The sequence below is a fragment of the Pseudocolwellia agarivorans genome (genome assembly GCF_002000085.1).
Classification (GTDB): domain Bacteria; phylum Pseudomonadota; class Gammaproteobacteria; order Enterobacterales; family Alteromonadaceae; genus Pseudocolwellia; species Pseudocolwellia agarivorans.
Map to the genome: position 1 here is coordinate 286,368 of NZ_MUZU01000002.1, position 25,581 is coordinate 311,948.

The 25,581-nt window shown below is 35.6% G+C and carries 19 protein-coding genes and 1 tRNA gene; 9 read left to right on the forward strand and 11 right to left on the reverse strand.

Going from position 1 to position 25,581, the window contains the following annotated elements; genetic code table 11:
• Positions 1 to 172: 172 nt before the first annotated feature.
• Positions 173 to 1,447: a hypothetical protein gene (locus tag B0X80_RS04285; protein WP_139345289.1), complete on the reverse strand. Its 1,275-nt coding sequence runs from the start codon at positions 1,445 to 1,447 to the stop codon at positions 173 to 175.
• 611 nt (positions 1,448 to 2,058) lie between these two features.
• Here B0X80_RS04285 and B0X80_RS04290 point away from each other — a divergent pair.
• From B0X80_RS04290 to B0X80_RS04310, 5 genes are all read left to right on the forward strand, one after another.
• The gene (locus tag B0X80_RS04290; RefSeq protein ID WP_077338573.1) at positions 2,059 to 2,736 is read left to right on the forward strand and encodes an HAD family hydrolase; all 678 of its coding nucleotides are present in this window, start codon (positions 2,059 to 2,061) and stop codon (positions 2,734 to 2,736) included.
• 73 nt (positions 2,737 to 2,809) lie between these two features.
• A complete protein-coding gene (locus B0X80_RS04295; RefSeq protein WP_077338574.1) occupies positions 2,810 to 3,766 on the forward strand; it encodes a sugar-binding transcriptional regulator in 957 nt (318 codons plus the stop codon).
• A 171-nt stretch (positions 3,767 to 3,937) separates the two neighbouring features.
• Positions 3,938 to 5,653 carry a purine-cytosine permease family protein gene (locus tag B0X80_RS04300; RefSeq protein WP_077338575.1) on the forward strand — a complete coding sequence of 572 codons (1,716 nt, stop codon included), beginning with the start codon at positions 3,938 to 3,940 and terminating at the stop codon, positions 5,651 to 5,653.
• A gap of 155 nt (positions 5,654 to 5,808) precedes the next feature.
• Complete coding sequence (locus B0X80_RS04305; protein ID WP_077338576.1) at positions 5,809 to 7,350, forward strand: mannitol dehydrogenase family protein; 1,542 nt, start codon at positions 5,809 to 5,811, stop codon at positions 7,348 to 7,350.
• 1 nt (position 7,351) lies between these two features.
• Positions 7,352 to 8,275, forward strand: coding sequence for a carbohydrate kinase family protein (locus B0X80_RS04310; protein ID WP_077338577.1), 924 nt, complete (start codon positions 7,352 to 7,354; stop codon positions 8,273 to 8,275).
• Positions 8,276 to 8,799: 524 nt separating this feature from the next.
• Here B0X80_RS04310 and B0X80_RS04315 read toward each other — a convergent pair.
• The 10 genes from B0X80_RS04315 to B0X80_RS04360 form a co-directional block, all read right to left on the reverse strand.
• Positions 8,800 to 10,173: a DEAD/DEAH box helicase gene (locus tag B0X80_RS04315; RefSeq protein WP_077338578.1), complete on the reverse strand. Its 1,374-nt coding sequence runs from the start codon at positions 10,171 to 10,173 to the stop codon at positions 8,800 to 8,802.
• Between the two features lie 195 nt (positions 10,174 to 10,368).
• Entirely contained in the window at positions 10,369 to 10,815 is a 447-nt protein-coding gene (locus B0X80_RS04320) for a thiol-disulfide oxidoreductase DCC family protein (protein ID WP_077338579.1), read from the reverse strand.
• A 42-nt stretch (positions 10,816 to 10,857) separates the two neighbouring features.
• Positions 10,858 to 12,582, reverse strand: a complete 1,725-nt coding sequence (locus B0X80_RS04325; protein ID WP_077338580.1) for a B12-binding domain-containing radical SAM protein — start codon at positions 12,580 to 12,582, stop codon at positions 10,858 to 10,860.
• Positions 12,583 to 12,881: 299 nt separating this feature from the next.
• Positions 12,882 to 16,139, reverse strand: a complete 3,258-nt coding sequence (locus B0X80_RS04330; protein ID WP_077338581.1) for a hypothetical protein — start codon at positions 16,137 to 16,139, stop codon at positions 12,882 to 12,884.
• A 66-nt stretch (positions 16,140 to 16,205) separates the two neighbouring features.
• A complete protein-coding gene (locus B0X80_RS04335; RefSeq protein ID WP_077338582.1) occupies positions 16,206 to 17,015 on the reverse strand; it encodes an NERD domain-containing protein in 810 nt (269 codons plus the stop codon).
• Between the two features lie 265 nt (positions 17,016 to 17,280).
• Positions 17,281 to 17,580: a hypothetical protein gene (locus B0X80_RS04340; protein WP_077338583.1), complete on the reverse strand. Its 300-nt coding sequence runs from the start codon at positions 17,578 to 17,580 to the stop codon at positions 17,281 to 17,283.
• A gap of 64 nt (positions 17,581 to 17,644) precedes the next feature.
• Positions 17,645 to 18,490, reverse strand: a complete 846-nt coding sequence (locus B0X80_RS04345) for a TIGR04219 family outer membrane beta-barrel protein (protein WP_077338584.1) — start codon at positions 18,488 to 18,490, stop codon at positions 17,645 to 17,647.
• 149 nt (positions 18,491 to 18,639) lie between these two features.
• Complete coding sequence (locus B0X80_RS04350; RefSeq protein WP_245825388.1) at positions 18,640 to 21,339, reverse strand: DEAD/DEAH box helicase; 2,700 nt, start codon at positions 21,337 to 21,339, stop codon at positions 18,640 to 18,642.
• Positions 21,340 to 21,650: 311 nt separating this feature from the next.
• Positions 21,651 to 22,586 carry a DUF1186 domain-containing protein gene (locus B0X80_RS04355; RefSeq protein WP_077338585.1) on the reverse strand — a complete coding sequence of 312 codons (936 nt, stop codon included), beginning with the start codon at positions 22,584 to 22,586 and terminating at the stop codon, positions 21,651 to 21,653.
• A gap of 494 nt (positions 22,587 to 23,080) precedes the next feature.
• Positions 23,081 to 23,171, reverse strand: a tRNA-Ser gene (locus tag B0X80_RS04360).
• Positions 23,172 to 23,317: 146 nt separating this feature from the next.
• On the opposite strand from B0X80_RS04360, the gene B0X80_RS04365 reads away from it, so the two are divergent.
• From B0X80_RS04365 to tusC, 4 genes are all read left to right on the forward strand, one after another.
• Positions 23,318 to 23,914 (forward strand): DNA-3-methyladenine glycosylase I, encoded by a 597-nt coding sequence (locus tag B0X80_RS04365; RefSeq protein WP_077338586.1) that lies wholly within the window; start codon positions 23,318 to 23,320, stop codon positions 23,912 to 23,914.
• 132 nt (positions 23,915 to 24,046) lie between these two features.
• Positions 24,047 to 24,712 carry a Bax inhibitor-1/YccA family protein gene (locus B0X80_RS04370; protein ID WP_077338587.1) on the forward strand — a complete coding sequence of 222 codons (666 nt, stop codon included), beginning with the start codon at positions 24,047 to 24,049 and terminating at the stop codon, positions 24,710 to 24,712.
• A gap of 108 nt (positions 24,713 to 24,820) precedes the next feature.
• Positions 24,821 to 25,210 carry a sulfurtransferase complex subunit TusD gene (tusD, locus tag B0X80_RS04375; protein ID WP_077338588.1) on the forward strand — a complete coding sequence of 130 codons (390 nt, stop codon included), beginning with the start codon at positions 24,821 to 24,823 and terminating at the stop codon, positions 25,208 to 25,210.
• Positions 25,210 to 25,575: a sulfurtransferase complex subunit TusC gene (gene tusC, locus B0X80_RS04380; protein ID WP_077338589.1), complete on the forward strand. Its 366-nt coding sequence runs from the start codon at positions 25,210 to 25,212 to the stop codon at positions 25,573 to 25,575. The genes tusD and tusC overlap by 1 nt, the downstream gene beginning before the upstream one ends.
• The last annotated feature ends 6 nt before the right edge of the window (positions 25,576 to 25,581 follow it).

Here is a 25,581-nt window from a genome sequence, read left to right on the forward strand (position 1 = left end):
GCCTCTTAACAAAATACAAAAGTAAACATCTCTGCATCTATACACAAGTTCCAAGTCAGTCAATTATCTTGGAACGCGAAACTTACAGTTATTTTTTAATAGAATTATCATGATATAAAGCTCACGCAGCAATCACATTAATTTTGAATTGAATAAAATTTAGTTTTAAAAATCAATCAAAAAACACAGATATTTCAGCCGTGATACCATCCCAATCAGATCCTATTTGCCCAGCAGAGGCATTACCTTCAGACTGCTTAACATATTCAGCTTTAACTAACGTGCCCTTTGCTACCCACCAACCTAAACCGACTTGAAAGCGTGTTAAATCTTTATCGCCTGAAACACCATCGCTTGCGTTAGTAATAGAACTATAACGCGTCGCTAAATATAAACTTTCTGGCTTTATGTATTGTGTCGCTTCAATCGCATAGTAATGAATTTTACTTTCTATTTCTTGGTAGCCTATCGCTTTACTCGCTACAGTTTGTTTACCGTTACTGTCTACAAAGCTGTAATCGTCTTTCGCAATTCCTGCCCAAGCTCTTAATAAAGTACTAGCACTTGCTTGGTACTGAGCATTTATTTGTAAAATATTGGCATTTAAACCGGGTAGTAATCCAGCATGAGTATCACGTGAATTAGTGCCTGATGAAACAAAATTATAATTATCGCCATCACCTTGAATAAGCCCAGCGGTTTGAATATTGGCAAATTCTCGGCTAGCAACTTGGTCACCTAAATCACTCACAAACCAACCTAAACCTACATCTAAACCTAAATTGGTATTAATAGATGCTCTACCAAATACGTTATATCCCCTGTCGCTACCATAGTCTTCAAAAAAAGTCGGTACTGAAAGTCCAACATCAGCATTCAATTTAGTAATAGTAGAACCCATGATTTTTTTCGACCATAACGTTTGAATACCTGATTCAGCCGTTACAAAATCGATAGGTGAATTACCAATAAGAGGATTTTTTTGTACTGCAGCCCCATCAGAATAGCCACGATAATCAAATACAGTAGAAACAATGTTCCCAGCTCTAAATAACCATTGCGTATTTTCATCGGCTTTGTCGGCTAGGCCTAGAATGTCTAAATCGATATAAGCTAAATCTTGCGATATTTCAAACTGGTCGTCTGAACCAAAGTCGTTAGGTTCTTCGCCAAGATCTGCATAAGCAGTCACATAATCATTAATTTTAACAGCTAACTCTAAGTTAAAGCGTAAACGCTGAAAACCTGACGACATATTTGTGTTTATATTTTCAAATGCGCCAGCGTCAGCCTCTATTGATTGGTAGCCTTGCATAAGTAAAACTTTAGCATCAACTCTCCCATCAAAAAATTCTGCGGCGTTTGCTGAATGTGTTAGTCCAACCGCCAAAATACTGGTTGAAATTAAAGTACGGGTCGATTTCATTAGTTTTGTTTTAATCATCATTATTATCCTAATTTTTTAGTTTGGCAGTATGAATTCTTCTGTTGTTTATTTTCACAAACACCACTGAGCACAAGCTCTTTTTGCGGGCATATTCCCAGAACAAATTTATATCGTCAACCAATAATAATTAAAAAATAGATTCCTTATAAATTTTAAAAATATATTTCACTTTAAATTCAATAAATTAAGAATTTAATTTTTAGAGTAATAATTTTTTATACGTTAAATATCCTCTTAAATTTAAAAATTTGAGCCAAACCTCAGGTTAAAAATGTCAAAAAAGGTGCAAAAAAGTAAAATAAACGGATCTTTTTTCATAAATAAACCTGTAATGATCAAATATGAATATATTTTTAATAAACACTAAGCATATGAAATTAAATAACTTTACTTGCATTCACGGTTTTTTAACTTTTCTTTTGATTAAAAATCACACGATAAAAGATTGACATTGCACTTTCTTGGTGGGATTATGCCCAACATTAGAGCTTACGCCCAAATTGGTAGCAGATGCTTATTACAGATATTTAATTGCGTTAAAGTGGTTCGGTGTAAATGCACTGAAGTTTTATGCTAAGTTGCTTATACAAAAACTAGGTAAAAGGTAAAACATGAACGCGAACATTGAATTGATTATTTTTGACTGTGACGGTGTATTAATTGATAGCGAAATTATCAGCGCTACGGTACTTATTGAGCAATTATCTACCATAGGTATAGAGATTAATATCAACTACATCCAACAGCATTTTTTAGGATGTAGTTTTAGCTCCGTAAAAGAAAAAATACATAAAGCGTTTAATGTAAAGCTGCACAATAATTTTGAAAACGAATACCGTATTGCACTATTAACAGCGTTTGAGAGTAATTTACAAACCACCAAAGGTATTAAAACAGTTTTGTCTCAGCTTAGCGTACCGTTTTGTTTAGCAACAAGCAGTAGCCCGCAACGTACTGAAAAAGCATTAAGTCTTGTTGGCTTAACACCTTTTTTTAAAGAGACTGTTTTTACCGCTAGCGAAGTTAAAAATGGTAAGCCGGCACCTGATTTATTTTTGCATGCCGCTAAAACAATGAAAGTAGCACCAGAAAATTGTTTGGTTATTGAAGACAGCATGGCAGGAGTAACCGCCGCTTTATCTGCAGGTATGCAAGTTATTCACTATGAAGGTGGGTTACATATGTCTGATGCAACTCATGCGGTTTCAATACAGTTTCCAAACGTTACGGTAATGCAACATTGGGATACGTTTATAACATTGCAGCCAACACTTATGGCAAATAAATAGTTAGATAGGCATTACTAAGTGCCACACAAAAAAATAAAATAATAAATAAAAATAACTAAACAAAGGCATCCTTATGGATAACAAATCAAATTCAGAACTAAAACGCTTAGAAGATGCTGCGCGTGCTGCTTGGCTTTATTACGTAGCTAAAAACACACAAGACGAAATAGCTCAAAAGTTAGAAGTTTCTCGTCAGTCAGCACAACGTTTAGTTGCCCTTGCAGTAAATGAAGGGTTAATTAAAGTACGTTTAGAGCACCCTATTACCGAATGTATGGAATTAGCCCAACAGCTAAAAGATACATTTAACTTACTTGAATGCGAAATAGTGCCGAGCGATCCTAACGCCCCAAATTCTAGTTACGGTTTAGCCCAGTGTGGAGCCACTATATTAGAACGTTATTTAAAATCAGACACACCTAAAACCTTAGCTTTTGGTACAGGTAGAGCATTAAAAGCTTGTATCGACGAGCTACCTTCAATGCAATGTCAGCAGCACAAAATAGTTTCATTATTAGGTAATATGATGGCAGATGGTTCAGCCTCAGCTTTTGATATTGTGGTAACCATGGCCAATAAAGTTAATGCTAAACACTTCCCGATGCCGCTTCCTGTTATTGCATCAACCGTTGCAGAAAAACAAATATTGCACAGCCTTAAACCCGTAAAAAGTATTTTTAGCTTAATTGAGCAAGCTGACGCTACTTTTGTCGGCATAGGCCAAATTACCGAAAACTCCCCTTTATTATTAGACGGTTTTATTAACGACTTTGAGCTTGAAAGCGTAAAAAACGATGGTGCACAAGGCGAAATTATTAGTTGGTTATATGATAAAAATGGTCAGCTCCTTAACAATACCACCAACGAGCGAGTGGTAAGTTCTCCGTTAACCATTAATGCCAGTAAACCTGTTTATGGTATTGCTGCAGGTAGCGATAAAGTCAAAGCAATTCATGCAGCCCTTAAAGGTAAATTAATAAATTCATTGATTACAAATGAGTATACCGCCAAGGCCATACTTAGCATGTAATTAAAGTAAGTCCCAAAAAGTAGCTCCACAGTTAAAGCCTTGGTTTATAACTGCGGACAACGCTACTTAAAATAAGATGAAACGGTTAAATATTATTCATAAAACGTTTCAATTTCAAAACACATATCATGCACTGTTTATTTAACAGCCATGATAGAAGGAAAGCAAAAAATGGCCAATATTCATAGAGATAACTCATTTAGTAATATAAATGAAGAACAAATGCCAGTTGCAAAAAACAAATTGCATGGGTGGAAACATTTTGCAGGTTTATATGCTGGGGAGCATGTAGCCGCAACTGAATTTGTAATAGGTGCAACCTTCGTCGCATTAGGCGCTGCAACTACTGATATTTTACTGGGTTTATTAATCGGTAATTTATTAGCCATGTGTTCTTGGTGGTTATTAACAGCACCTATCGCTGTTGAAACACGCTTAAGCTTATACAATTACCTCAATAAAATTGCGGGTAATTCTATGACCAAGCTCTATAACTGGGCAAATGTTGTGATATTCTCCGTAATATCTGCCGCCATGATCACCGTATCTTCCACCGCGGTTAGGTTTTTGTTCGACATTCCAGCTCAGCTCAATTGGTACCCCAACAGTTTTTGGTTTGTCGCTATTGTGCTCGCCGTAGGATCTATCGTGGTGTTTGTTGCTATGTATGGCTTTTCAACGGTAGCTGACTTTTCTAAAATTTGTGCCCCTTGGTTATTTGTTATTTTTATTGCCGGTTCGTTTACCCTATTCCCTGCTTTATCTAACCATGTATTAGGCACAACAACTCTTAGTGGTTGGAGCGACTTTATTACCATTGGCGACAGCTCCATTTGGACAGGCTTCACCAGCGATGGTGAAAAAGGTATCGGCTTATTTGAAGTTATCGGCTTTGCATGGGCAGCTAACTCTATTACTCACTTTGGTTTAATCGACATGGCAATATTTCGTTTTGCTAAACGTAAAAGTTACGGTTTATTCTCAGGTGTTGGTATGTTCTTTGGCCATTACTTAGCATGGATATCTGCAGGTATTATGGGCGCTGGTGCAGCCGTATTACTTAAAACAACCATCACTTCGTTAGATCCAGGTGATGTGGCTTACCACGCATTAGGTTTAACCGGTTTTGTGATAATTATTATTGCTGGCTGGACAACGGCTAACGCTAATTTATACCGCGCAGGTTTAGCTGCACAGTCTATTTTTGTTAATCAATCACGCGAAAAAACAACCGCTATTGTAGGTGTTGTTACTGTTATTATAGCCTGTTTCCCTTTTGTATTTTCGCAAATGTTACCGCTATTAACTTACGCAGGTTTATTAGTTGTTCCTGTAGGCGGCATCGTATTTGCTGAGCATGTGTTATTTCCAAAAATTGGTTTAACGCGTTACTGGGCTAAGTATCAAAATATATCTCGCAGCGTACCAGCCATAGCAACTTGGGCCTTAGCTTTAGTATTCGGTTTTGGCTTAAATATTTTAGATGTTATGTCGTTCTACTACTTATTCATTCCTACATGGATTTTCAGTATTGTTGTTTACACCGTATTAGCAAAAAAATACGGTGCAGATAAAGACTACACAAAAGAAGTTGCTGCTGAAAATTTTGAACAAAAACAAATTATTGTTTATCAAGCAGAACAAGCGCGAAACGACACCCCCTTTGTTGAAGATACCAGCACAATCAGCAAAATATTAAATGCGGTATCAACAGTTTCGTTACTTATTATTACCGCGTTTGCTACCCAAGTTATGTTTTTCAGCTCAACGATGGACATATACGACACAAACAAAGTGCAATTTGAATATTACTGTTTCATTTTTACTATCGTTTATTTTGCTAGTGCTTATGCATCTCTTAAGCGCCAAAAAGCACTCAACAACTAACAACAGTAATACAAACTAATAAACACGCGCACATTAACGTTTAGGTTAACTAACAACACGCTAATGTGCTGCGTTTAACATAAAAAATTGAGTAACTACAAAACAGTTACCCTAATTTATTTTTAGGTTTAATCCTATTAAGTAAGGCCAAACACATGACAAACACCACACTAAATGAAACACAAAACGGTTCATTAAACCAACTTACATTAGCTAACTTACCTAGCCATATTGATATTCCTACTTATGATCGTAGCCAGTTAACCGCAGGTATTGTTCATATTGGTGTCGGTGGTTTTCATCGTGCGCATCAAGCTATGTACATTAATGAGTTATTGAAAACACCGGGGTCAGAACAGTGGGCAATTTGTGGTGTAGGTTTATTAGAAAACAACCGTGGTTTGCGTGATATTTTAGTTAAACAAGACTACTTATATTCGTTAGTGGTACGCCACCCTAATGGCCAAATAGACAACAAAGTTATTGGTTCGATGATTGATTTCATCTTCGCGCCTGACAACAAACAAACCGTTATAGACAAATTAGCTCATAGCGAAACTAAAATAGTTTCGTTAACCATTACCGAAGGGGGTTACAACTTACACCCTACTACAGGCGAACTTGATTTATTAAACGAAGGCATCGCACACGATATTGCTAACCCTAACGACCCAAAAACAGCATTTGGTTATATTGCTGCAGCATTACAAATACGTAAAAACAAAGGTATGAAACCCTTTACGGTACAGTCTTGCGACAACATTCAACATAACGGCGCCGTAACACGAAAAATGTTACTTACGTTTACCCAGCAGCAAGATCCTGAGTTAAGCCAATGGATTAAAACACATGTTGAATTTCCAAATGCTATGGTTGACCGTATAACGCCAGTAACAACAAAAACAGATATTGACTACGTTACTAAAACTTATGGTTTAACCGACGAGTGGCCAATTACCTGTGAATCGTTTTCGCAATGGGTAATTGAAGACAATTTTAGCGACGGCCGACCTAACTGGAATTTAGCAGGCGCACAGTTTGTAACAGACGTAACTCCCTTTGAAAAAATGAAAATACGTTTATTAAACGCTGGCCATTCAGTACTCGGTTTATTAGGTTCTATTCATGGTTATGCCACGATAGACGAAACTGTATCCGACAAAGATTTTGCACAATACCTACGTGCATTTATGGACTTAGAAGTTACGCCGTTATTAGATAAATTAGACGGTATTGATTTAGAAGAATACAAAGACACATTAATAGAGCGTTTTTCAAATCCAAATATTAAAGACAGCCTCGCGCGTATTTGTTCTGAAAGTTCAGCCAAATTGCCTAAATTTTTAATTGCCTCTATTAACGAGAACTTAGCCGCAGGTCGCGATTGCTCTTTAGCCACTTTAGTGATTGCCACTTGGTGTTTATACAGCGACAAACAAGTAAACCAAGCGAATAATCCGTTAGATATTCAAGACGCAATGCGTGACGAACTAGCAGAGTATGCTCAACAAACTCGTACCGACCAACTCGCTTTTTTAAAGTTAACGAGCTTATTCGACAATTTAATTAATCAAGCTGATTTTAGTGAAAATTATACAACAGCAATTAACGCGTTATATTCGCCAACAAGTAACATTAAAACCATAATGAAAAACACGCTTGAGCAAAAATACCATACCCTTGCTAAAGGAAAATAACATGAACAGTTTATTTATTAATCATAAAGCCCCTAGCAATATCACTATTAATTGTTTTGGTGAAGTACTATGGGATTGTTTTAGTAGCGGTAAGCGTTTAGGTGGCGCACCTTTAAATGTATGTTTGCGCTTAAACTCTCTTGGCATTAAAGCCAATATGATCAGCGCCGTTGGCAAAGACACCTTAGGCAACGAACTACTTAACGTGATTACAGAACGCGAAATGAACACCCACTTTATCGCTGTCAATCCCGATAAAAAAACCAGTACAGTACAAGTTACGTTAGACAAAAGTGGCTCAGCATCGTACGAAATTGTTGCAGATACCGCTTGGGATAATATTGACTTAACCCCTGCCCTTATCGAACAAGTACAATCGTCAGATATTTTTGTATACGGCAGTTTAGTTGCTCGTCAAGAAACCTCGTTAAACACTTTAAAGCAGCTAATAAATGTCGCTCAATTTAAAGTGTTTGACGTAAACTTACGCAAACCCCATTACAACATTGAAACCTTAATAGAGTTAATGCAAGCCGCTAATTTTATTAAACTAAACGATGATGAGTTATACGAAATAGCTTACGCGATGGGTTCTAAATTTAACTCGCTAGAACAAAATTTAGAGTTTATTGCAGAAAAAACTAATACACCTTACATGTGTGTAACCAAAGGTAATCACGGTGCATTACTTAAAATTAATGATAAAAATTACTACAACTCAGGCTTTTTAATTAAAGTTGTAGATACGGTAGGAGCTGGCGATTCATTTTTAGGTTCATTAATTTATCAACTATGTAACACCACCAATGCACAATACGCAGTTAACTTTGCCTGTGCTGTTGGCGCTATGGTGGCACAAAGCCATGGTGCCACACCTGAACTGTCAATGGAGGAAATTGAACAGTTTATGAATCCAACCTCTTAAATAGGTAGTAAACAATTAAGCACGGTGAATCTATTGAGTTAAATAATAATATTTAACCTTAACTCGGGATAATGAATATTAGTTAACCAATTAAAACAATTACTTATCAACAGCTTAATTTGTATTATTGTTTTTCTAAGCTATATTAGTCTCTCAACATTGATATTTTTGCGTATAACAAGGCTAATTTTTCTACCTAATAGCTGGCTATTAGTCATAAATTCAACGAAGTTAGGCGTAAAAATAACTTGTTGAGTAACTTTGCTTATCCCGAGCTGAGGTTATTTAACCTTAACTCGGGATAATGAATGTTAGTTAACCAATTAAAACAATTATTTATCAACAGCTTAATGTGTATTATTGTTTTCCTAAGCTATATTAGTCTCTCAACATTGATATTTTTGCGTATAACAAGGCGAATTTTTCTACCTAATAGCTGGCTATTAGTAATAAATTCAACGAAGTTAGGCGTAAAAATAACTTGTTGAGTAACTTTGCTTATCCTGAGTTGAGGTTATTTAAGTTTACTCATCATCACCGCTATTTAGCCAAATATCAGCATTAATGGTGGGTTTCTTTTTACGCTTTTTCTTACCGCTTCCAGCCGGTGCAGCCATAGGTTTTGTTTGTTCGGCAAACTCAGCTAGCAAAGCATCAATGGTATTTTCGTCAACTTCAAAGCCTTCAACTTGCTCGCGTTCAAGCCAAATTTTGTTCTTTTTCTCAATCACTTTAAAGTGATGATAATCTTCATGATCAATCAGCGATAAAGCCAAGCCTACTTCGCCAGCACGACCACTTCGACCAATACGGTGCATGTAATCAGACGGGCTTCGGGGTAAATCAAAGTTAATAACCACAGGTAGTTTTTCAATATCTAAACCACGTGCAGCAATGTCGGTAGCAATTAATACTTCTATTTCACCACTCTTAAAGCCTTCAAGCACTCTACTACGAGCGCCCTGACCTTTGTCGCCATGAAACACTTCAGCCGTAATACCGCGTTTAGAAAGCTTTGCCGCTAAATGTTCACAACTGTTTTTAGCATTTACAAAAATAAGCGCTTGTCGCCACGAATGTTGAATAATTAAATGGGCTAACACCGCGGTTTTCTCGCCTTTGTTCACCTCAAACACACGTTGTACCAAGGTACTTGCGTCAGCACTTTGTACTTGTATTTCAATCGGGTTATTCAGTAATTCTTGCGTTAAGGCTTTTACTTGATCAGGAAAGGTTGCTGAAAACAATAAGGTTTGTTTTTTAGTGGGTAATAAAGCTAATAGCGCTGTTAGCTCTTCGGTAAAGCCTAAACTTAACATGCGGTCGGCTTCATCAAGCACTAAGGTTTTAACCTTATCGAGCTTAATCGCATTACTTGAAATTAAATCGAGTAATCGACCCGGTGTTGCCACTAAAACATCCGTACCACCACGTAACGCCAGCATTTGCGTATTAGCTGACACACCACCAAAAACAGCCACTGTTTTTATTTCGCCATTAAAATGTACCGCGTACGACTTAATGCTATCAGCCACTTGTTTAGCTAACTCGCGCGTAGGTACTAAAATTAATTGAGTAACAAAGTTACCTTTATTACCTACAGTTTTACCTGAAGCTTTTTCAGCGTCTTTACTTTTAGAAAGCTGCTGCAAAATAGGCAATGCAAAAGTAGCCGTTTTACCCGACCCTGTATTTGCTCCTGCAATTAAATCGCGCCCAGCTAACACACTAGGAATAGCTCGTGCTTGAATAGGCGTTGGCTGCTGGTATTCCAGCTCAGTTAATCGAGCTAATAATTGGGGAATCAGGCCAAGTTCTGTAAAGCTGGCAGGCGTTGTAGGTATGGTTGTAGCTGTGGTAGCAACATCAGTTGAATCAGTGTTTTTGGCAGAGGTCATTAATATAAAGGGCTTAAAGCTAAAATAATTGCGGCTATTTTAACTTATTTAAAGCGGGTAAGTTAGTGAAATTAGATATTCATAAATAAACCCATTGAATACTTACTGAAGTCACTTTGCAACAGGAATAATTCATTGTTCAACGTTTTGGTTTAATTCAAAATAAAGGAGTATTACGCATAATAGAGTTAAAGCTTACTTTTTATCTTCTGCTTTAAGGTATCTGCTTTCATTCTCTTGCGTGGGTAACATGCAGGTATCGTACTTGCCAAATAAAGCGTAACGATTAAGAGCAATTCGATCATACAGCCAGCTTCTTATCGGCTTTGGCAATATTTTGAATACGTACAACACACGCCACGGGTACCCTAACTTATTTATAATATGTAAGAATGCGTCGCTCTTATCAAAACACTGATTACCTTCTACATATAACATAGTGTCGAAATGTTCTGTTGGCATATTAAAGTGTTTTAATATGCTCTGCCCTTCTGGCGATTGAACACTGCATAATTTAAAAAGCTGTTGCGTGTCGTACTTAATAATAAACTGACTCCACGCGTTACAAAGCTTACAGACCCCGTCGAATAAAATAACGCAGTCGTTTTCAGTAATATGAGGTGGGTATTTTACAACGGGCATGAGCTTTCCTTGTTATATGCTAAAAGTATAATACAAAAATGGTTAACTCATGTGGCGTTGTTGTCGTTGTAACGACTTGTTCTTAACTACTTGTTCTACTTGCGGAACAGCATAAAGATTAAGGCTACTGAACAAGCTTTTCAATTTAGCGGCTTCATAATCTTGTTCTATTTTTTCAATCACTAACGCATGTTTTTCAGGATATAAAGCTTCAACCGATTGCGAAATCAACTCAAATAACTTCTTCAAATTAATTTTATGTATTTGTCCTGTTTTGTTAAAAATCCATTCGGTAATCGCCATAAAATCATCAAATGGTTCGTCCGATAATATATGTGGTAACGAATATTTAAAACGACCTGAATTACCTATCATATCCCAATAGCGAGCAAAGCGATTAATACGTTGCATCGTAGGAAAGCTAACTCTGTCGGTACTTAAAATATTAAACGGTGGTAACGGATTAAAACGTAAATCGAATGCTTCGGTATGCCTGATAATGGGGCTACCTTTTAAACGTTTTAAAATACCCATTTGAATTTCATGAGGTCGACAATGATAAAGCTGGTTGAAGCTGTCTTTAAAGGTATCAAAGGTTTCGCCAGGTAAACCAAAAATCAAATCGGCATGAATATGCGCTGAAGTATGATCTCTTAACCAAAGTAGATTCTCTTTCGACTTAGCATTGTTTTGCTTACGACTAATATTTTTTTGCACTTCCACGTTAAAGGTTTGAATACCAATTTCAAACTGTAAGCTACCTTCAGGAAACTGCGCTAACAATTCTTTGAGTTTTCTAGGAAGATGATCAGGCACCACTTCAAAATGCAGATAAAGATCGTCAGTCATTCTGTCTAAAAAGAACTGCATAATTTGCATGGTGGTTTTAATGTTTAAGTTGAAGGTTCTATCAATAAACTTAAAGTTACGCGCGCCACGTTCATACAATATTTCCATTTGCTCAAGAAACGTTGTTAACTCGAACGGCGTAGAGGCTTTGTCTAAAGACGACAAACAAAACTCACATTTAAACGGGCAACCACGCGACGCTTCAACATAAAGCAAGCGATGCGTTAAATCTTCATCGGTGTAATATTCATACGGCAAAGCAATATCTTCTAACCCTACAGGTTGCGACTTAAGCACTTTTTTGTCGGGTAACTTGTTATTGAGTATGTCTTTACAAAGTTCGTAAAAACTAATATCTGCCGGACCCGTTAAAACATAGTCAGAATACTTAACAATAAGCTGTTCTTCAGTTTCGTAACTGACTTCTGGCCCACCTAACACCACCTTAATTTCAGGCGCTATTACTTTTAATAAACTCACAACATCAGTGGTTTCAACAATATTCCAAATATAAACACCAAAGCCAACAATAGTAGGTTTAGACGCTAAAATTTGCTCAACAATATCGATAGCGCGCGTTTGAATAATAAATTCTTGAATCTCGCAAAGCGGCTGTAGCTCTTTTAAATTAGCGTACAAATAACGTAAACCAAAACTGGTATGAAAATATCGAGCGTTAAGCGTAGCAAGCACAATCTTAGGCGCACCATAATTTTCAGCACTACCACTTTCAACATAAGTAACTACATCAGTATTATTGTTGATATCTTCACTTGAAGAAGAAAGCTGTGGAGTAACTTCAATAAAGTTTGACGTGTTTAAATCTGGCGAAGTTGTGCTAGATGAATCTGTAGTATTCTCTTCAGTTAAATGAATCTGCGTAACCGCTATTTCGGGATGTTTATTTTGCTCAGTCATACTGAATTTGAATACCTTGATTGGGTCTGTTGATCTTTTAAAGCTGATTCAGGGATTATACGGGGAATGTGGAAGTTATTCAGTAATCTTATTTTAGTTATAAATATAACTAATCCTTTTTTGTAAATCTCAAAATGAATTCATCACAACTAAGACGAAAAAAGCGAATAATTAGTTACGTCTATATAGGCATGAGTAGACTAAGATGAAAATTTATTTTATTAAAAAAATAAAATACAAACCAAACAGCCAATAAGGATATTTGATTTGTTTTTTGAGTAAACATGATAACATTTAAATTAACTAAACTTTCTTTTAAGAGCTTCAATAATTGGAGGTTTTTTTATATTACGAGGAATTATCGGATCATCTTTTTTATCTAATACCATTATTTCAATATCATTTGGTCCTATCTCCCACGCATCGATAATTTTAATATCAAATTTTTTAATTATGCTTATCTTCTTTGATGATGGGGGTAAGATATTTCCATTTTTAATAACTGCATAACTAACTAAATAGTTTTTACAAGTGTTATAGTTCGCCAAAAAACGATCTAAATTCTCAGTTGTTGTGGGAGTCATAGTCATTTTTCGAGCATTCATTTGAACTCTTTTACTAGTATCAAAATTAAACCTTTCACTTATACAAATTCTATAATGAGAAGGTGATTTTTGATCAATATTACGAATAATAGATATTTTCATTCTATTTGAGTGATCTTCATGACCAACCTCACGAATAAGATCTTCAAAGATTAATTGAGCAGCCTTATCATCTTCGAATAATAACATTAACTCGGGCGTACCATCTTGATGAATAGAAAATCCAGTCCCGCCCCAAACGGTTCTATCCCAGAGCCGTGTTTTAATTAAATTTTGTATTTTCATATCATTATGTGATAAGTGCTCATTGTTTGTTAAGCTCTCAGGAGACTCATTATTATCAGAATAATAATGAGTCTCCTGATTATTGTCGTCTAGTTTCTTTGGAAATTGTTCATCCCAAGGCCTTGGCCGTTTCAAACAATATTCAGATAACTTGTCGTCCATAAGAAGTTCTTTAATCTCAATTACAGCATTATTTCCCATAACATTCTGGAGTCCAACAAAACATTTACCAAAAGAAATTGAACGCTCCAATGCTCTATCATTTCCTAACATTGATTCCAGAGTTACCTCTGTGTTTTGTGGCCTCATAACATGAGAAAAAACATCAATGACAAATCGGTTAAGCCATTTTTGGATATCATGTTGACCTGATAGATTGAGCATATCTGCTGTAAAAGAAGAACAAGTTACTTCCATTTTCAAAATTGAATTAGAACTATCTATTTCATGTGATATGGCTATTTCATCTTCATCATCTGCTATAATTTCGATATCTAGCCTAGATTCGAAAACTATTACATGATCGACAATACAAGTTGAAAAAAAGCCTTCGAGTACAGACAAGAGTGTTTCTGCTAGCTCAACTAAAGGAGTTCTGAAAGGAAACGATATTTTTATTTCACACCCCATGACAGAGCTTTTTAAATGAGTGTATTTCCCTTCGCAAACTAAAAGAATAGGCACTATAGCACCAAGTTCAACATCTCTAACTATTTGGAGATATTCAATATATTCTTGGTCAATCTTTAATTCATATTCACCTTCTACAATGTCTTCATAGCCTAATGCGTATAATAAAACTGATCTGCTAACGAATAATTGATTGCGATCTAACAAATCTGGTAACTTACTAAATGAGCTTAATTTATTATGTTCCGTGTTCAAGATACATTGAGAAAGAAATGCATCAAAACTGTGTAACTCTCTTTCGGACATGACTGACTCTTCTACATTGCTATCAACCATACACGCTAGCTTCCACCACGAAAGTGCATAGTTTAGCCTACCAATTAAAAGTTCAATTTTGGCTAATCTTGTATAAATATAGACTTGTGCAACAATGAGTTCGCCACTTCTCCAAAACTCATCAGTTATAATGGAAGCAGCTAGTAATAAGTTGGCACGTGCAGCCCAAAACAAACCAACTTTTTGATACGCTCTAGATAAAATATTTAAACCAGCATAAAGATCCTTTTTTGCTTCCTTTTTATAAAGCCCTGTTAGCGATTTACCAATAAGTTTAATCGCCTGATATGGTTCACCTGACTCCAGACGACGAGCCCCCCTTTTTAACAAGAGTAATGACCCTTTTCTCTGTCCTTCTCGACAAGATGCTTGTTCAGTAAAATAGTCCAACAGCAATTCATAACTAACTAAGTCACCAAAAACACTATCAAGATCATTCACCAAATTATAAAGCTCATTAAATGGAAAGCCTACAAGGCAATCCCCCTCTTTAACAATCAAAAGAAGTGATGAAAAGACTTCAGATGCTTCTTCAATGCTCTCTGTTGTAAGTAGATATATTAGCTCAATATAAGCACGACACATAAGAGAATTACTTGGCCTCTCACCTCTTAATGATAATTTTAATAACACCTCCTGGATGTCTTTCTGGATTGGAGCTATATCAGTTTCATATTTTCCTTGATCTTCTCTATAATAAGATGAGTACAAGCTGAGCAAAGACAATACATTTCCCCATTGAACTGATTGCTCAATGCCTTTTGCTAATTCGATACATTTTAGTAAATTTTCTTCAAATAGTGTCATGTCTTCAAACCACCAGTATGATGCCCATGCATATTGATAATGAGCTGTAAATAAATGGTGTTTTGTTCCATGCTTTTTGGATGCCCGAATAGCTCTATCAAAAAGGCCTTGCGTTTCTATTAGAGGATTTTCTAGTTCTTTCGAAAGTACCGCTTCTTCTAGCATCCAATTTAATTGGTGAGGAAGAATTTGGCTGACATTAACTTTTTCATTAATTTCTTTTTTTATTTCTTTTAAACGAAGTTTTTTAGAGTAGTCACTAGCACCAACCTCTACTTCTCTGCGCCAATCTATATCTATGGATAAGGTATCAATAGCTAATTGTTCATAACCATTATTAAAAATTTGGTCGAGTATCCATGATCTATCTAATATTCTTACATCAATGCCAGTTTCTTTAGATAAAGAATCTTCCAAATCGCTGCGTTGATTTGCTTTTGCATACATATTTGTTACAAAAAATGCTTTTTTGTAATTCCTATCAGTAGCTTTTATCTTCCTAACATCTTTTCTACACTTTGCTTTCCAGTCTTCTTGTGTACTTACAGCGAATGCCCACCTCTCATCATTTGAATTATCATTCACACCAACATACCATAAATCTTTTAATTGCTCTGACACAGGAAAGGTTTGTGAATCAACTTTCCCATCTCCTCCCGCTACAGGACCTGTTTGTTCTAGTAAATTTGGACATATGATTCGCTCACAAAGCTGCTTCGAAAAATCCTCAAATGCTAACTCCATACTTCTTCTGTTAAGGATAGATAATTGATATTCCAAAACTGAACGATCTAACCTTCCAACATCTTTTATGACAGAATCAGAAAACCTCTCTGGTCTTCTAGATTTAAGGAATGATTTAGGAGAAGGTTTTAGATTACGATTTTCATTCATTTGGTATCCTTTTCTACTTGTAATTGTCTAATGTAAAAAATTATTATGTTGTTTCATAAACCTCGTTTACATAATAGATGCTTCAACAACATTCCTACACTTTGGAAACGTACTACATCCCCAAAATTCATTACCTGCGTTCTTACCTTTACTGGCTTTTCTTAAAACCATTTCTGCTCCACATTTTGAGCAAGATTTAATATGAGACTTAGCTTCTATAATTTCTTTAACATGTTTAATGTGTTGGCGGTTTGTTTTAAAGCCACGTTCTAACCTACCACTTTCTATTTGCTCAATAATGCGTTGTGTTTCTTCGTTATTAAAAACAATATCAGTTTTACTTTTTATGTACTCGATACCACCGCGAGCGAACCTAACATTTTCAGGCATTTTAGTTTTAAAGCTACTGTCGCCAATAAAGATGATAACGGAGAATATAGCAGTGTTTTCGGTATCATTATGAGCAAGTAAGCAAGACTCTAAGGTTTTAACGTGTTTATAATTTTGATGAAGTGGGTTCTGAAACTTTGATTTGTGTTTATAAATTTGTTGCGTCCATTGCTTTTGATTTTCGCTACCAAAAATCCAACCTTTCATGTTTTTGGTTTCAACAACGAAGATGCCGTATTGAGATACGATAATGTGATCAATTTGTGTTGTGCCCTGCTGTATATCATCAACAAATGTTGGCAACGTTACGTTTTTAATCAAATGATAGTCATTTTTGTTTAAGAAGAATTTTATCAGCAAGTTTACTTGCCACTCTCCAAGCACGCCTTTAAACCATGCTGACTTTAAAACACTGATCAATATGACAAAGGGTATTAAGTACCAAACGGCACTGAATATAATATTAAGGTGAGGTGTTAAATCCATCTATTGCTTTGTCCTTGTGAAAACTACTTTTACTTTCTGACGAAAGTTAATTTCATAATAAAATCAGCAACAACTAATCTACTATATAAAGATATAAATAAACAACAAATTACAGACGAAAAAAAACCGCTATTTTATTAGCGGTTTTTAAAATATAGCGATATAAATATAATCGCTGATTTTATTCTATAAAATTTATCGCGATCATAAAATAGCTACTTGTATCTCTTTTAGGCTATGTATAAATGTATTTAAAACAAGCATGTTATTTGTTTTTATTGTCTGTTTTAACTACTTTTAAATGTGCCCTTCTACGCTCTTCGTCAGCTTTTTCCATAGACTCATTTTCAGCGTCAAGCTCTTCTTCTGATTGATAAAGAAAATCCCAAGAGCCACATAAAATATGTGTGTCTGGATCTAACTCAGGAACTTCTCTATTTTCATCAAAAAGAAAATCAGCAAACTCTTTAGCACGCTCATCAAGCCATATCGAAAGCTCTGGAGAGCCTTCGGGAGGACGCTCTTTTTTCTTGTTGTCGTATGCGAGTTTTAATTTTTTAGTCATTCTTTTTTATTGGCTTTTATCTTTATATGTAACTACTTAGTTAGCGTAAAACGCCATAAGGCCTTTAAAAGTGAGCTATTACGCCGACAAAAACACCTTTTAACTCAACATCTGCATACAAATTGTTTACGTTTTCAAATTCTATTTTCTCGGCTTGATAGCCTACGGTAAGATTAAAGTCCATTTCAGCTTGATCAAGTAGTCGATAACTTAAGCCAACTTGATAGTTATAAAGTGAATAGTCGTCTTTCAATGACACATTACCTTGTGCAAATACACTTAAATTAGCTAACGGTAAGCTAGCGTTAGTGGCAACATACAACATAGGCACAACTTTGCTTTTCTTTTTATTATCTGTTGTTACTGTATCTGTTGTTTCTGTAACAGAATGATCATGCCCTTCGTGCTCTTCTACATCCCAAATAAAATCAGACGTTGTAGTAACTGTATTTGTTGTTGTGGTTACTGTAGCTGTGACATCAAAATCTCTAGCGGCTATGCCTAAATCAAATGAAAACAACGAATTGTCAATTACTTGATAATATAAAGTGTAATCGATATAACTGATGTTAAAGCTTGCATTAAGATCAGAATTTACATGAAGATTAACATGAGAAGTTTCGTTGTCGAATTTAGATTCTTGCACTACATTCATTTTAGCTGTGGTATCAAACTTGGTATTCGAAATACGTACATTAGGGAGAAAAGGAAATGGGTGTTCGGCGGCAACAAAGTAGTTATTTTGTTGTGCTTTTTTTAAATCTGAGTTAATTGGGTTTTGTTTATCACCAAAAAATCCACTTGCTTCTCTTTGCCAAATTTGACCGCCAAGATATAAACCAACTGAATTTGCTTGCACGTTAGAGGTACAAAATACAGCAAGCGTTGCTGCAAAAAACGTTTTTTTCATGTGGTAACTGTCCTTGATTTACGAATGTAATATTCCATGTTTATACCCGTTATCTGAGCAATAAGGTTATATCAAAAATGTATTATACCGTGACTTTAATACTGCCATTATTAAAATAAATGATTAAATATAGGCTTCATATTAAAAAATTAGCGGTTAGTTAACCTGAGTTTTTTTACTACTTTTGCAATACATGTTTCTTTATCTACTACCCATAACCCGTAGCTAATAGGTAATACTTCAACACCCGCACGTTTAAATAATTTGTAGGTGTTTAATTCAAAAAAGTCTGCCCATGGGCCAGGAAAACCGATCAGGTCTATGGCTAAGTATTGCTCCTTATATCGACACAGAATATCTACGTCTGTTCCTGCAATTGTGTAACCTGCCCACGTTTCAATATTTAATGTCGCTAATTCAGATATTACACTTTGCTGAAATTCGTCAAGTTGAGATGATACTGAATGGCTAGCTTCAAATTCGCTAATAGAGCTTAAGTATCTACGTAGTAAGTTGTGTTCAGGCAATTGAGTTTCATCTATCGATAGAAATAATATTTGCTTTTGCCTTGCCCGTGTAATGGTAACGTTAAAAACATCTGCTTTGTTTAAATATACCGCTGCGCGTTTTGAATTGTTATCGACAGAAAAAGAGATAAGCATAATGTCTCTTTCTTCTCCTTGAAAACCATAAGGCGTTGCGGCACGAATTTTATGTTTAATAATTTCAGCTTGGCTAAAATTGACTTCAATTTCTTTAGCTATGTGTTCAGCTTGATGCCTAAATGGTGAGATAACACCTATGCTGTGATCAATTCCAACTTGTGTGTCTGCTTCTATTTGGTCTTTAATCGCCTTGATTACATACTCAGTTTCTAAATGATTAACACCGACTTTGTCTCTAACGCCATTGACTCTTTGTAAGTGAAGATGACCACTACTTGTGCAGGGGCGGTGTTGCATAACCTTTAACTTATTTTGATAAAAGTATTGATTACTAAAATGAATAAGCTCAGGTTTACTTCTAAAGTGTTCATCTAAAAAAGCTAGCTGCTGATGGCTGGAGAGTGCAGTTAAGGCTAAATCTAAAATTGAATTATCACGATAACTTACAACGCCTTCACTATTAGGTTTGAGATCGTTTTTAATCGTTATTTGGGCTTCTTTGCTTTTAGCCAAGAACGAGTAATGCCTTAGCTGTTTGGTATCTCCAACCACCATCGCCCTTTTTGCGCGATAAAGTGCAGGTAAACAACTGCTGATATTGCATTGTGTTGCTTCATCGATAATAACTAAATCGAACATTTCTGCTTTTAAAGGCAACACTCTGTAAAGTGTATTCAAACTAACAAGCCAAACCGGAAAGGCAGAAAGCAATGAGGAATATTCAATATCGTCAAAAAGCTCAAATTGCCTTTTAGATGTTCGACTACGGATTGCTTTATTAAAGGCTTGTAGCGATGATCTTTGTTTTTCGACTAAGGTTTTTAAATTTCTATTTTTTAAGGCATTTAAATAATCGGCGGCAAGCTTTTCTCGCTGAATGTGCTTTGTATTTATTTCATTTAAAGCTGACCACTCTTTAGTAAGTTTTTTAATGCCACTTTGCGCTAAAGCTAAATATAAACGCGTTAACCATTGTGCATCTCTTTGTTGTAGCCCTTTTAATCTTTGCCCTCTTACAATGGCTTTCTGACAAAATTTAACAAAGCGTTTTTCTAATACATTTAATGCGTTATTGATCGTTTTTAATTCTAATTCGCAAGTATCAGGTGCTTTGCTTAACTCTTCTGAAAAATACCCTGCTAAAAGATTTTCAATGTAAGTTTTTAACTTTTTAATAAACGCTTTTTGTCCTGCTCTAATTGATACGTCACTTAAACCAAAGTTATCGCCTAACTTATCAGCGATCACATCTAAAGCGGCATCGTTATTAGCAACGATAAGTACAGATTCACCGCGTGCCATATGCTCTGCGGCAATGGCGGCTATTGTATAGCTTTTGCCCGTACCTGGAGGCCCAGAAGCACAACCTAAGTTAGCGTTTGCGGCAATTGATATGATTTTTTTCTGTGGTGTTGACAGCAAACCTGGTAGGTAATCGTATTTTAGAGGTTTGATTGCTTGTGAGTTGTTGGTTGCCTTTTGTGAAGGCAATAACAGCTCTGATAACGGTGGAGATAGGTTGTCAGATTCAATGATCTCTTCCAATTCATGAAGAACTCCACGACTACTTGTCGATCTTTCAACAAAAACCAACATGGATGCAGGAAGCAAGGTGGGTGTTTTTCTTTTTAATGCTTTTTTAATTTCGTTTGAGTTAACAAGGTTAGGAAAATTAAGTAACTCAAGTAAGTTTAATTCTATGGGGCTATCTTTGAGCCACGAAACCCACGTAGATGTAGATTGAATGTTGGTGTTATCTTCTAAGTCAGGCCTGCCATCACTTTCAGGCATTAATAATTGCGTTAATAATTCATTTATTTCAGGCGTTTGATTGTTAACAGAAAAGTAGTAATTGTTCTCATCTTTTTCGATTACAGCTTCATTAAACAAAATGGGTGTAACCACCTCTTTTATTTCGCCTTTAATCTCCAACTTACCAACTAAAATAAAGCTCACGTAAAGTAATACACGCTCGCGTTGATATACTTCAACACGCTTCATCATTTGTTCTGCAAAGTTTTCAGGAATAGGCATTCGGGGAAGAAAACCAGAGCCTAAATCATCTTGCCCTTCTAAAATAAGACAGTCATCTTTTTTAAGTTTACTTAGGTTCCATAAATTCAGATCTGCACTGTCTTCTTTGTAGCAATCTCGGTAAAAGGAAAGGATATTTTGGATCGACACTGTTAGCTTTGTCCTGACTGAATAAATGGATTTAAGAATTGAAATAGATATAATTTAAACATTTAAAATCAATCTATTAATATATAAGTACCTGTTTAAGAAACTATATTATAGGTAAGTAAGAAAAGCCATTGATGTAAGAGCTAGAACGATAGTTAAAATAAATAATAAGAGGTTGCGCTAAAACAGTTATGTGCTCTTTATCAAATTTTAGACGAAAAAAAACCGCGAATAAATAAGCGGTTTTTTAGCATGTGGCGGAGCTAATTGAACAAGTGATTAAGCTGAATTAACTGTTTCAACTTACTGCTTTATTGCAAACAACACTTTTTGAATTTCTTACCACTGCCACAAGGACAAGGATCATTACGGCCCGCTGTAGCTAAAGAGCTAACAGGAACACTGTTTTTTAGAATGGTATTTTCGTCGTACAGGATATTATCTAATAAACCGCCTTTCTCCATTAACGAATCAAAGCCATCTAGTTCTTCATCTTCTGGTTCGTTAGCAATCCAAGTATTTAGGGTATCAACAACATTAAAGTTTGTTTGAATTATGCCAGATTCAATAAGCTTGTGTGAACTATCGCTATTCCATACCATTACTTCACTTGGTTTAAAGCGGTCTTCATCGAATAGGTCTTTGTCACACAATTCGTTAAATTGGCTTTTGAAACTATCGAGTTGATATTTAATACAATAGTCTGCTAATGCACTTATTAAAAAGCTATTGATTGAACTTGGTAAAGCCAAAAATCCTGCTAGCCATTGAGTTATATGATCTTCTAGTTCAATTTTATCAATAACACCTGCTTCGTATTGAGCAAATACCGCTTCAATAGCAGATGCTTTGCAATACATGGCTTGATGACTACCCGTAATATAATTACATAAGGCTTGTGTATTACCGTCGGCGACATTATAAAATAGCGTAGATGTTACCTCGGTGAGTGCGTCATCAAATATGGTATCAATGGGCGTTGCCAATGAATCGCTGCGAGCAAATAACTGTAAACACTTTTCTAACGCTGGTGAGTATTTTAATTCTGCTAATAGTAATGTTCCAAAAAATAAAATAGCTTCTTGTTCATTTGTTAACGATGTATCGTCTGCGCTAAATTGATCTATCAGCCGTTCTAATTCAGGATAAAATGCCGACCAATTTTCTTTCGCTGCTTCTATACCGGCAATAGTTAATTTGTTGTCGTTTGTATTACTTATTGCCAATAAAATTTGTTCTACGTTCATTTAAAGTTCCGCGTTAACTAATCAATTCTGAGTGCATATACTGAAGTTCGTATACTAACATTTATTATTCTGGTAACCACGCAAAGCATCAAATTACAGACGAAAAAAACGTTATCTTTCGATAACGGTTTCTTAGAATGTGGCGGTGAGGTAGAAGTTTGAACTCTATAACAGGTTTATCGCTACAAACCCTGAGGTTTATATCTCAATAAATTCTAGACGAAAAAAAACCGTTATCTTTCGATAACGGTTTCTTAGAATGTGGCGGTGAGATAGAGATTTGAACTCTATATCAGGTTTAGCGCTACAAACCCTCTATTCTAAACATCAAACTTCAGACGAAAAAAAACCTGTTATCTTTCGATAACAGGTTCTTAGAATGTGGCGATGAGATAGAGATTTGAACTCTACAGCAGGTTTAGCGCTACAAACCCTTTTGGTTTACTAAACACTAAATAGCAAAAAGCCGCTACAAGTAGCGGCTTTTTAGAATGTGGCGGTGAGATAGAGATTTGAACTCTAGAAGGGCTACAAACCCTTGCCGGTTTTCAAGACCGGTGCTTTCGACCACTCAGCCATCTCACCTGAATGTAATAAAGCAACTGCTTGCCTTAAGACGAGGCGAATATTAAAGTGTGAAAAATAACTTGTAAAGTATTTATTTACATTAAGTGTTTGTTTGCTGAGTAATTAGTCAGTTTGCTTTCTATTTATACGTTAAAAGATAAATTATGCCTGAAAATATGAAGTGTCGTTGTCCTTGGTTGGATGTTACCAAACCTGATTATGTAAAATATCATGATGAAGAATGGGGTGTTCCTGTGGTTGACGACCAAACCTTGTTTGAGTATTTAACTTTAGAATCAGCACAAGCAGGTTTAAGTTGGTACACCATTTTAGTTAGACGTGATGGTTATAAAGCGGCATTTAATCATTTTAATGTTGAAGACGTGGCGCTGTTTGATGAAAACAAAGTTAACGAGCTTTTGCTTAACGATAAAATTATTCGCCACAGGGGTAAAATAGAAGCTACGATAAATAACGCTAAATGTTTCATTTTAATTCAACAGGAGTTTGGTTCGTTTAGTGAATACTTATGGCGCTTTGTTAATAACCGCACTATTGTGAATAGCTGGCAAAATAAGAACGACTACCCTGCTACGACTCAAGAGTCTGACGCACTAAGTAAAGACTTAAAAAAACGAGGATTTAAGTTTTTAGGTTCAACCACTTGTTATGCTTTTATGCAGGCGTGTGGCATGGTGAATGATCACAGTGTTGGTTGTTACAAACGGACACAAATAATTAATGAATATCAACAAGGTTAGTCATAGCAATTTGAAAAAACCCGTGCCATAATATGTCACAATGGTTTGTCGAAGATAAGTAGTAAAAATACTTGAACTTCATTAGTATGACCATATCTAAGAAGTATAACTACGTTTTTAAAGGAAAACAGTATGCAATCAAATATTAGTTTAAATGCAACTAAAAGCTCTGCAATTGAAATTAATAAAGTATTAAAAAATACTTATATGTTGTTATCAATGACATTAGCATTTAGTGCAGTAACTGCTGGTATCTCTATGTCTATGGGCTTACCTCATGGAGCTGCTTTAATCATGACATTAGTTGCTTTTGGTTTGTTATTTGTTGTTAACAAAAAAGCTGACCAAGCAAGTGGTATTTATTGGATTTTTGCTTTCACTGGTTTAATGGGAGCTTCTTTAGGCCCAATGCTTAACCACTACGCAGCTCTACCAGGCGGACCTTCTTTAATTATGCAAGCGTTAGGCGGAACAGCATTAATATTTTTCGCTTTATCGGGTTATGCATTAACAAGTAAAAAAGACTTCTCATTTATGGGTGGTTTTTTGATGGTTGGTCTTATCGTTGCTCTTGTAGCGGGTATTGCTAACATCTTCTTTCAAATTCCTGCGCTTTCTTTAGCTGTAAGTGCTGCTGTTATTATGATTATGTCTGGCTTAATTTTATTTGATACAAGCCGTATTATTCATGGTGGCGAAACTAACTACATTAGAGCTACAGTGTCTTTATACTTAAATATTTATAATATTTTTGTTCACCTACTTAGCCTTTTAGGTGTTTTTGGTAGTGATGATTAATAATCATTAATTTAAAGTGATTATCGGTTTATAATAAAAGCCTCGCAATGCGAGGCTTTTTTTTACTTTGTTATTTACGTTTAGCTTTTTAAACTTTTGGAATTATTCGTGCAAACTCTATCAGTTGTTATTACCACCCCACCCTGTAGCTATTCAACGATTACAGCTATTGATTACATTAACCATGCAATTAAAGCCGGTGTTAATGTTGTGGGTGTGTTTTTTTATCAAGACGGTGTGTTAAACGCGAGTGCGAATATAGCGATTGCGAACGACGAATATCAAACGCATAAACATTGGCAAAAGTTAAATACAGAGCATGGTGTTAATTTACATGTGTGTATTACGGCTTGTGAAAAAAGAGGCTTAAGCGACGATATTGGCGATACGGTTAACACAGAGGTTACGCAAAGTAATATTAGTCAATACTTTACGGTTTCTGGCCTTGGTGAGTTGGTAGAATTAACGGCTAAGTCTGAAAAAATGGTGCAATTTTAATGTCTGAATCATGTAAAAAAATCGCTATTTTAAATGCGTCTTCAACCATTAATCAAGCCAGTAAAGAAGCGTTAGATGCCGCATTAATTTATGGTTCGTACGAGCAATCGACTTCGTTATTTTTTCAAGGTGAAGGTGTAAGGCAACTAATAAGCAATCAACAACTTGAAACGGTTCACGTTAAAGATTATTTAAAAACAATGGCGGCATTAGCGTTTTACGACATTGAAAATATATATGCGTGTAAAGCATCACTGGTTGAACGAGGTTTAGCTGAAGGTTTTCATCTTGATGATGTGCAGGTTTTAAGTAGTGATGCATTTTCAGATAAGTTGCATCAGCACAATGTTATTTTAAGGTTTTAGTATTTT

Excerpts from the sequence above, each read along its gene's own strand:
- B0X80_RS04285 (WP_139345289.1), bottom strand. The coding sequence starts at position 1,447 with ATGATGATTAAAACAAAACTAATGAAATCGACCCGTACTTTAATTTCA.
- B0X80_RS04290 (WP_077338573.1), top strand. The coding sequence starts at position 2,059 with ATGAACGCGAACATTGAATTGATTATTTTTGACTGTGACGGTGTATTA.
- B0X80_RS04295 (WP_077338574.1), top strand. The coding sequence starts at position 2,810 with ATGGATAACAAATCAAATTCAGAACTAAAACGCTTAGAAGATGCTGCG.
- B0X80_RS04300 (WP_077338575.1), top strand. The coding sequence starts at position 3,938 with ATGGCCAATATTCATAGAGATAACTCATTTAGTAATATAAATGAAGAA.
- B0X80_RS04305 (WP_077338576.1), top strand. The coding sequence starts at position 5,809 with ATGACAAACACCACACTAAATGAAACACAAAACGGTTCATTAAACCAA.
- B0X80_RS04310 (WP_077338577.1), top strand. The coding sequence starts at position 7,352 with ATGAACAGTTTATTTATTAATCATAAAGCCCCTAGCAATATCACTATT.
- B0X80_RS04315 (WP_077338578.1), bottom strand. The coding sequence starts at position 10,173 with ATGACCTCTGCCAAAAACACTGATTCAACTGATGTTGCTACCACAGCT.
- B0X80_RS04320 (WP_077338579.1), bottom strand. The coding sequence starts at position 10,815 with ATGCCCGTTGTAAAATACCCACCTCATATTACTGAAAACGACTGCGTT.
- B0X80_RS04325 (WP_077338580.1), bottom strand. The coding sequence starts at position 12,582 with ATGACTGAGCAAAATAAACATCCCGAAATAGCGGTTACGCAGATTCAT.
- B0X80_RS04330 (WP_077338581.1), bottom strand. The coding sequence starts at position 16,139 with ATGAATGAAAATCGTAATCTAAAACCTTCTCCTAAATCATTCCTTAAA.
- B0X80_RS04335 (WP_077338582.1), bottom strand. The coding sequence starts at position 17,015 with ATGGATTTAACACCTCACCTTAATATTATATTCAGTGCCGTTTGGTAC.
- B0X80_RS04340 (WP_077338583.1), bottom strand. The coding sequence starts at position 17,580 with ATGACTAAAAAATTAAAACTCGCATACGACAACAAGAAAAAAGAGCGT.
- B0X80_RS04345 (WP_077338584.1), bottom strand. The coding sequence starts at position 18,490 with ATGAAAAAAACGTTTTTTGCAGCAACGCTTGCTGTATTTTGTACCTCT.
- B0X80_RS04355 (WP_077338585.1), bottom strand. The coding sequence starts at position 22,586 with ATGAACGTAGAACAAATTTTATTGGCAATAAGTAATACAAACGACAAC.
- B0X80_RS04365 (WP_077338586.1), top strand. The coding sequence starts at position 23,318 with ATGCCTGAAAATATGAAGTGTCGTTGTCCTTGGTTGGATGTTACCAAA.
- B0X80_RS04370 (WP_077338587.1), top strand. The coding sequence starts at position 24,047 with ATGCAATCAAATATTAGTTTAAATGCAACTAAAAGCTCTGCAATTGAA.
- tusC (WP_077338589.1), top strand. The coding sequence starts at position 25,210 with ATGTCTGAATCATGTAAAAAAATCGCTATTTTAAATGCGTCTTCAACC.